We start from the raw sequence: 8,452 nt of genomic DNA, 5'->3' as shown, positions 1-8,452 counted from the left end.
TAATACCGAAACTCAATATATAATAGTCCAAAAGAAAGGGACTAATCCCGAATGCTTTCGGGATGTAGTTCGGCATTACCATTCTACAAACCTAAAATAGTCTTTTGACTATTTTAGGTTTGTAGAATGGGTATAAAAAAACCCTTGAGCATTCACTCAAGGGTTTTTTGTTTATGGAGTAGCAAATATTATACTTGCTACTATATACTTTATACTAACTAACTTTCGCTGTGCGGCTTTCTTTTTTAGAAGCTAACAATGCATCGTACTCTTCTTGCGAACCTACTACTAGTTTGTCGTAATCACGCATTCCAGTTCCGGCAGGTATCAAGTGTCCTACAATTACATTCTCTTTTAGGCCTAGCATATCGTCTATTTTACCTTGTACCGCTGCTTCGTTTAGCACCTTGGTGGTTTCCTGGAACGATGCAGCACTCATAAAGCTTTGTGTGCCCAATGATGCTTTGGTAATTCCTTGCAGCACCGAGCTAGAGGTAGCAGGTTTTGCATCACGGTATTGAACCAAAGTTAAATCCTTACGTTTCAAGCTTGAGTTTTCGTCACGCAGTTTACGCATGCTCACTATCATACCCGCTTTCATCGCTGGGCTATCACCAGGGTCACTTACTACTTTCTTATCATATATCCAATCGTTTTGGTCTTTAAAGTCAAGGCGTTCTACCACTTCACCTTCAAGGAAACGGGTGTCTCCAGGGTCGGCAACGGTAAACTTCTGCATCATTTGACGTACAATTACTTCTACGTGTTTGTCATTAATTTTAACACCTTGCAAGCGATAAACTTCTTGGATACCATTGATTATATACATTTGAACCGCAAGTGTACCTTGAATTCTTAAAATATCCTGAGGCGTAATGGCTCCATCACTCATCGGTTGACCAGCTTTCACATAGTCGCCATCTTGCACCAAAATATGTTTGCCCAAAGAAACCAGATATCTTTTAATCTCACCTTCTTTCGATTCAATCATAATCTCACGATTACCACGTTTGATACCGCCATAAGTCACAACACCGTCAATCTCGGTAACTACCGCAGGATTTGAAGGGTTACGTGCTTCAAATAACTCTGTAACACGGGGAAGACCACCTGTAATATCTCGGGTTTTACCCACCATACGAGGTATCTTCACAATTACTTGTCCTGCTTTTACCTTGGCTTCAGTTTCAACCATAATGTGGGCACCCACAGGTAAGTTAAATTCTTTGATCACTTTACCACCTTTATCTTCTACACGAATCAAAGGAATTTTGGTTTTATCTTTACTTTCTATAATTACCGATTCTTTGTGACCTGTTTGCTCGTCAGTTTCATCTTTATAAGTAATACCTTCAATCAAATTATCAAATACGATTTTACCAGGAAGGTCAGTTAATATCAAAGCATTAAAAGGATCCCATGCACAAATCTTGTCACCTTTTTCTACCTTTTGGCCATCTTTTACATACAATACCGAGCCATAAGGAATATTATTGGTAATAATAACAGTACCAGATTTTTCATCTATAATTCTAACCTCACCTTGGCGGTTCACAACAACAACTTGTTCTTCTTCATCGTTATCGCCTTTGTATTTAACGGTACGCACATCTTCAATCTCAAGTTTACCCGAGAACTTAGCAACCATGGTCGATTCAGTTGCAATATTGGAAGCAGTACCACCACCGTGGAAAGTACGAAGTGTAAGCTGTGTACCAGGCTCCCCAATTGATTGGGCTGCAATAACACCAACGGCTTCACCTTTCTGAACGGTACGTCCAGAAGCAAGGTTACGGCCATAGCATTTGGTGCAGGCACCCACTTTGGCTTCGCAAGTAAGTAAGGAACGAATTTCAACCATTTCAATAGGCGATTCGTCAATTGCTACAGATAAGTCTTCGTTGAGCTCAGTACCTGCAGTTGCAATAAGTTTATTTGTTAATGGATGATAGATATCATGCAAGCAGAAGCGGCCTAATATTCTGTCATATAATGATTCGATTACGTCTTCATTTTCTTTCAACGCCGTTGCAGGGATACCACGAAGGGTTCCACAGTCAACTTCATTGATAACAAGATCCTGAGCCACATCGTGCAAACGACGGGTAAGGTAACCCGCATCCGCAGTTTTAAGAGCCGTATCGGCCAAACCTTTACGAGCTCCGTGAGTGGAGATAAAGTATTCCAGTACCGAAAGACCTTCTTTCAAATTTGATAAAATCGGGTTTTCGATAATCTCACCAGTACCAGAACCAGAAAGGTTCTTCTGTGGTTTAGCCATTAATCCACGCATTCCACCAAGCTGACGAATTTGCTCTTTAGATCCACGGGCCCCGCTGTCAAGCATCATATATACAGGATTAAATCCTTGATCGTCGCTTGATAATTGTTTCATCAACACATCCGAAAGACGGTTGTTTACACGTGTCCAAAGGTCAATTACCTGATTATATCTTTCGTTATTCGTAATAAAACCATTCTCGTAATTGTCTTTAATAGTTGCAATTTCGATATTGGCTTCTTTAATGTATTGTGTTTTTTCTTTAGGAATCTGCACATGAGAAAGGTTGAATGACAATCCACCTCTGAAAGAGTGATAGTATCCCAAATCCTTAATATCGTCCAAGAATTTAGCAGTACGTGCAGTTCCAGCTTTCTTAATGCTTTCACCTATAATATCACGCAAACTCTTCTTGGTCAAAAGTGTATTTACATAGCCAATTTCAGTTGGCACTACTTGGTTTAAAATAACACGACCTACACAAGTTTCTATAATTTTTTGTATTGATTCGCCATTTTCGTCCAAGGTAGTTACTTTCACTTTTATATTGGCATGAAGGTCAACTATCTTTTCATTTAAAGCTATAATAACTTCTTCAGGGCTATAAAATGTCATGCCTTCGCCAGCAACAGGATGCTCTTTGGTATGGTTACGACCTTTAGTAAGATAGTATAAACCAAGTACCATATCCTGAGAAGGAACAGTAATAGGAGTACCATTGGCAGGGTTTAAGATATTGTGCGAAGCAAGCATCAACAATTGGGCTTCCAAAATAGCAGCATTACCCAATGGTACGTGCACAGCCATTTGGTCACCGTCAAAGTCGGCGTTAAAACCAGTACAAGTTAATGGATGTAATTGTATAGCTTTACCTTCAATCAGTTTAGGTTGGAAAGCTTGTATACCAAGTCTGTGCAGTGTAGGAGCACGATTCAGCAATATTGGGTGGCCTTTCAAAATATTCTCAAGGATATCCCATATAATAGCTTCTTTACGATCCACCAATTTCTTAGCAGATTTGACTGTTTTTACAATACCTCTTTCTAATAATTTGCGAATAATAAATGGTTTGAAAAGCTCGGCAGCCATGCCTTTGGGAAGGCCACATTCATGCAATTTCAAATTAGGACCTACTACAATTACCGAACGACCAGAATAGTCAACACGTTTACCAAGTAGGTTCATACGGAAACGACCTTGTTTACCTTTAAGCATATCGCTCAAAGATTTCAAAGGTCTGTTACCCTCAGATTTTACAGCACTGGCACGACGGGTATTATCAAGCAACGAATCGACAGCTTCTTGAAGCATACGTTTTTCGTTACGCAAAATTACCTCAGGGGCTTTTATTTCTACCAATCTTTTCAAACGGTTGTTTCTTATAATAACTCTTCTATAAAGGTCATTCAAATCGGAAGTAGCAAAACGGCCACCTTCCAAAGGCACTAAGGGCCTAAGTTCTGGTGGTATAACAGGAAGCATGCGTAAAATCATCCACTCAGGTCTGTTTTCTACGCCATTTTGTTTGGCCGAACGGAAACCCTCGATAACTTTCAAACGTTTCAAAGCCTCACTTTTACGTTGTTGTGAAGTTTCGTTAGCGGCTTGGTTACGTAAGTCATAACTCATTTGATCCAAATCGAGTTTGGTAAGTATTTCCCACAAACCTTCGGCACCCATTTTGGCTACAAATTTATTAGGGTCTGTATCTTCTAGGTATTGATTTTCTTTAGGAAGCGTATCTAATATTTCAAGATATTCTTCTTCGGTCAATAAATCTAAATAAGTAATACCATCATTGGCTTTAATACCAGGTTTAATAACTACATATCTTTCGTAGTATATAACCATATCAAGTTTTTTGGTAGGTAAACCAATAAGGTATCCTATTTTATTGGGCAATGAACGGAAGTACCAAATATGAGCTACAGGAACTACTAAACTAATATGTCCCATACGCTCACGACGTACTTTCTTTTCGGTAACTTCCACACCACAACGGTCGCAAACAATACCCTTATAACGGATACGTTTGTATTTACCGCAATGGCATTCATAGTCTTTAATAGGTCCAAATATACGTTCGCAAAATAAACCACCCATTTCGGGTTTGTACGAACGATAATTAATCGTTTCGGGCTTTACAACTTCACCGTGGCTACGTTGCAAAATTGTCTCTGGCGAAGCCAAAGAAATTTTAATCCTCGTAAAATTGCTTTTTAGTTTCGGGTCCTTTTTATTATATGACATACAAAAATTTTGTAATATTAAAAATGATGGTTAATTAATTTGAGGGGTGTTATTCCAAGGTTACATCCAAGCCCAGCCCTCTAAGCTCATGCAATAGTACATTGAACGATTCGGGTATACCTGGTGTAGGCATATTGTCCCCTTTTACAATGGCTTCGTAAGTTTTGGCACGGCCTACAATGTCGTCACTCTTCACTGTCAATATCTCTTGCAAGATATTTGCAGCTCCGAACGCCTCCAATGCCCATACCTCCATCTCACCAAACCTTTGACCACCGAACTGTGCTTTACCACCCAAAGGTTGTTGAGTAATGAGCGAATAGGGGCCAATAGAGCGTGAGTGCATTTTATCATCAACCATGTGGCCAAGTTTAAGCATATATATAATACCAACGGTGGTTTTCTGATCAAACTGTTCACCAGTTAAACCATTATATAAAAATACCTGTCCATTTTCAGGCACGTTGGCTTTTTTGGTGTACTCATCAATATTTGCTTGTGTAGCACCATCGAAAATAGGAGTTGCAAATTTTACCCCAAGCTCTTTTCCAGCCCAGCCCAGAACAGTTTCGTATATCTGTCCCAAGTTCATACGCGAAGGCACACCTAGTGGGTTCAATACGATATCTACCGGGGTTCCATCTTCCATAAATGGCATATCTTCCTCACGGGTAATACGAGCTACAATACCCTTATTTCCGTGACGACCAGCCATCTTATCACCCACTTTCAGTTTCCTTTTCTGGGCAATATATATTTTGGCCATTTTCAAAATACCTGAAGGTAACTCGTCACCTACCGATATGGCAAACATATCACGTTTGTAACGGGCAATTTCCTCATTGGCTTTCATTTTGAAATTGAGTATAATGTTTTTCACCAACTCGTTTTTGGCTTTGTCTGTGGTCCAACCTGAGTTGTCAACTACATCGAAGTTAAGTTCATTCAATTGTTTGGCACTAAATTTAGTTCCTTTTGGAATCATCTCTTCACCATAAACTGTAGAAACTCCTTGCGAAGTTTTTCCGTTTACCACAGTGAAAAGTTTTTCAACCAAAATCACTTTTAGTGCTGCAATTTGTTTGCTATGCTTGTCTTCAATCTTAGCAATGCGAACTTTTTCATCAGCTTTCTGTTTGTCTTTTTTGGCACGGGCAAATAGTTTTTTGTCGATTACAATACCCATGGTCGATGGTGGTGCTTTCAATGAGGCATCTTTTACATCGCCTGCTTTATCTCCAAAAATAGCTCTCAAAAGTTTTTCTTCAGGCGATGGTTCAGTTTCTCCCTTGGGAGTAATTTTACCTATCAAAATATCGCCTTCATGTACTTCTGCACCTATTCTTATCAAACCATTTTCATCCAAATTTCGAGTTGCTTCTTCGCTCACGTTTGGTATGTCGTTGGTCAATTCCTCCTCACCACGTTTGGTATCGCGAACTTCAAGTTCGTATTCGCTAATATGGATAGAAGTAAACCAATCCTCTCTCACTACTTTTTCATTGATTACAATAGCATCCTCAAAGTTGTAACCTTGCCAAGGCATGAAAGCCACTTTTAGGTTACGACCAAGGGCCAGTTCTCCTTTTTCGGTAGCATAGCCTTCCACTAAAATATCACCTTTGCTCACTCTTTGTCCATTTTTTACGATGGGTCTATGGTTGATGCTGGTGTTTTGGTTGGTACGGCGGAATTTGGTAAGGCGATATGATTTTACTTCATCTTCAAAATTCGCCATCTTTTCTTCCTCACTCATATCATACTTAATGCGAATTTCATTTGAATCTACATAAGTTATAACACCTTCTCTTTCGGCAGTTATCATAGACCTTGAGTCACGTGCGATACGTCCTTCAAGTCCTGTTCCCACAATGGGAGATTCAGGTTTCAATAAAGGCACAGCCTGACGTTGCATATTCGAACCCATCAGAGCTCGGTTAGCATCATCATGCTCGAGGAAAGGAATCAATGAGGCTGCGATAGATACAATTTGGTTTGGAGCAATATCCATATAATCCAATTGAGCAGGATCAACCATCGGGAAGTCACCTTCTTTACGAGCTTTCACAGCTTTTTCAAGGAAGTTTCCACCTTCATTAATGGTTGCATTCGACTGGGCGATGGTCATTCCTTCTTCATCCTCAGCACTTAAATAGGTGATATTGGATGATACTTTTCCAGAAGTTACTTTTCTATAAGGGGTTTCAATAAAACCCATGCCATTTACTTTGGCATGAACACAAAGGCTCGAAATCAAACCAATGTTTGGTCCCTCAGGAGTTTCGATGGTACAAAGACGGCCATAGTGGGTATAGTGTACGTCCCTCACCTCAAAACCTGCACGCTCACGACTCAAACCACCTGGGCCAAGTGCCGACATACGGCGTTTGTGTGTAATCTCGGCCAACGGATTTGTTTGGTCCATAAACTGGCTTAATTGGTTGGTACCAAAAAAGGAGTTGATTACCGAACTCAAGGTACGGGCATTTATTAAATCAGTAGGGGTAAATACTTCATTGTCGCGGATGTTCATACGCTCACGAATTGTGCGAGCCATACGAGCCAATCCTACTCCAAATTGGGCATATAATTGCTCACCCACTGTACGCACGCGGCGATTACTCAAGTGATCAATATCATCCACATCGGCATTGGAATTGGACAAATCGATTAGGTATTTGATAATGGCGATAATGTCGTCATTGGTTAATACCTTCACATTCATGGATGTGTCTTTATTTAGTTTGCGGTTGATACGGTAACGACCAACTTCGCCCAAATCGTAACGCTTATCACTAAAGAACAAACGCTCGATAATACCACGGGCAGTTTCTTCATCGGGGGCTTCGCTATTACGTAACTGACGGTAAATCTGCTCAACAGCCTCTTTTCCGTTGTTTGATGTATCTTTTTGCAGGGTATTCAAAATGATTGCAAAATCATTATGATTACCATCTTCTTTATGCAGAATAACGGTTTTTACACCTGCATCTATTATTTGGTCAATATTTGCATCTTCTAGTTGTGTATCACGCTCAAGTATTACTTCATTTCGTTCGATAGAAACTACCTCACCGGTATCTTCATCCACGAAATCTTCGATCCAAGTGCGTAGCACCCTAGCTGCTAGTTTGCGACCCATTACTTTTTTCAATCCAGATTTGGAAACTTTTACTTCTTCGGCCAAATCAAAAATGTTCAAAATGTCTTTGTCAGTTTCAAAGCCAATAGCTCTTAACAAAGTAGTTACTGGGAATTTCTTTTTACGGTCGATGTATGCATACATTACGTTGTTTACATCAGTTGCAAATTCTATCCAGCTTCCTTTGAAAGGTATAATACGGGCTGAGTATAATTTGGTACCATTGGTATGGTAGGTTTGTCCGAAGAACACACCTGGTGAACGGTGTAATTGACTTACAATAACACGTTCAGCACCATTAATAATAAAAGTCCCTTTTGGGGTCATGTAGGGGATAGTTCCCAAGTACACATCTTGAATAATTGTTTGAAAATCTTCGTGTTCTTTATCGCTACACGAAAGTTTTAGTTTTGCTTTTAAAGGAACACCATAAGTTAATCCTCTTTCGATACATTCATCGAGACTGTAACGTGGAGGATCAACAAAATAGTCAAGAAACTCGAGCAAAAATATATTTCTTGAGTCCGTGATCGGGAAATTTTCGCTGAATACTTTGAAAAGCCCTTCATGATTCCTATTTTCAGGAGATGTTTCTAATTGGAAAAATTCCCTAAACGATTCGAGTTGTATATCCAAAAAATCCGGATAGTCGATAATCGTTTTTTGCGACGCAAAATTGATGCGAAGACTGCTGTTGTTGTTTTTTGTTGCCAAGGTAATAGTTTATATTAAAAGTCCTAAGACGGATTTTTCAATCCGTTGGCTGTTTTATCGTCCGA

2 protein-coding genes are annotated in these 8,452 nt (G+C 39.7%); both read right to left on the bottom strand.

The features are described from left to right. Window positions 1-214: 214 nt before the first annotated feature. On the bottom strand, window positions 215-4,531 hold the full coding sequence (rpoC, locus tag SGJ10_09710; protein ID MDZ4758396.1) for a DNA-directed RNA polymerase subunit beta': 4,317 nt from the start codon (window positions 4,529-4,531) through the stop codon (window positions 215-217). Between the two features lie 49 nt (window positions 4,532-4,580). Beyond that, window positions 4,581-8,387 (bottom strand): DNA-directed RNA polymerase subunit beta, encoded by a 3,807-nt coding sequence (rpoB, locus tag SGJ10_09705; GenBank protein MDZ4758395.1) that lies wholly within the window; start codon window positions 8,385-8,387, stop codon window positions 4,581-4,583. Window positions 8,388-8,452 lie beyond the last annotated feature (65 nt).

Source organism: Bacteroidota bacterium (genome assembly GCA_034439655.1).
Lineage (GTDB): Bacteria > Bacteroidota > Bacteroidia > UKL13-3 > UKL13-3 > CANJUD01.
This window is presented reverse-complemented; position numbering and strand designations above follow the sequence as displayed.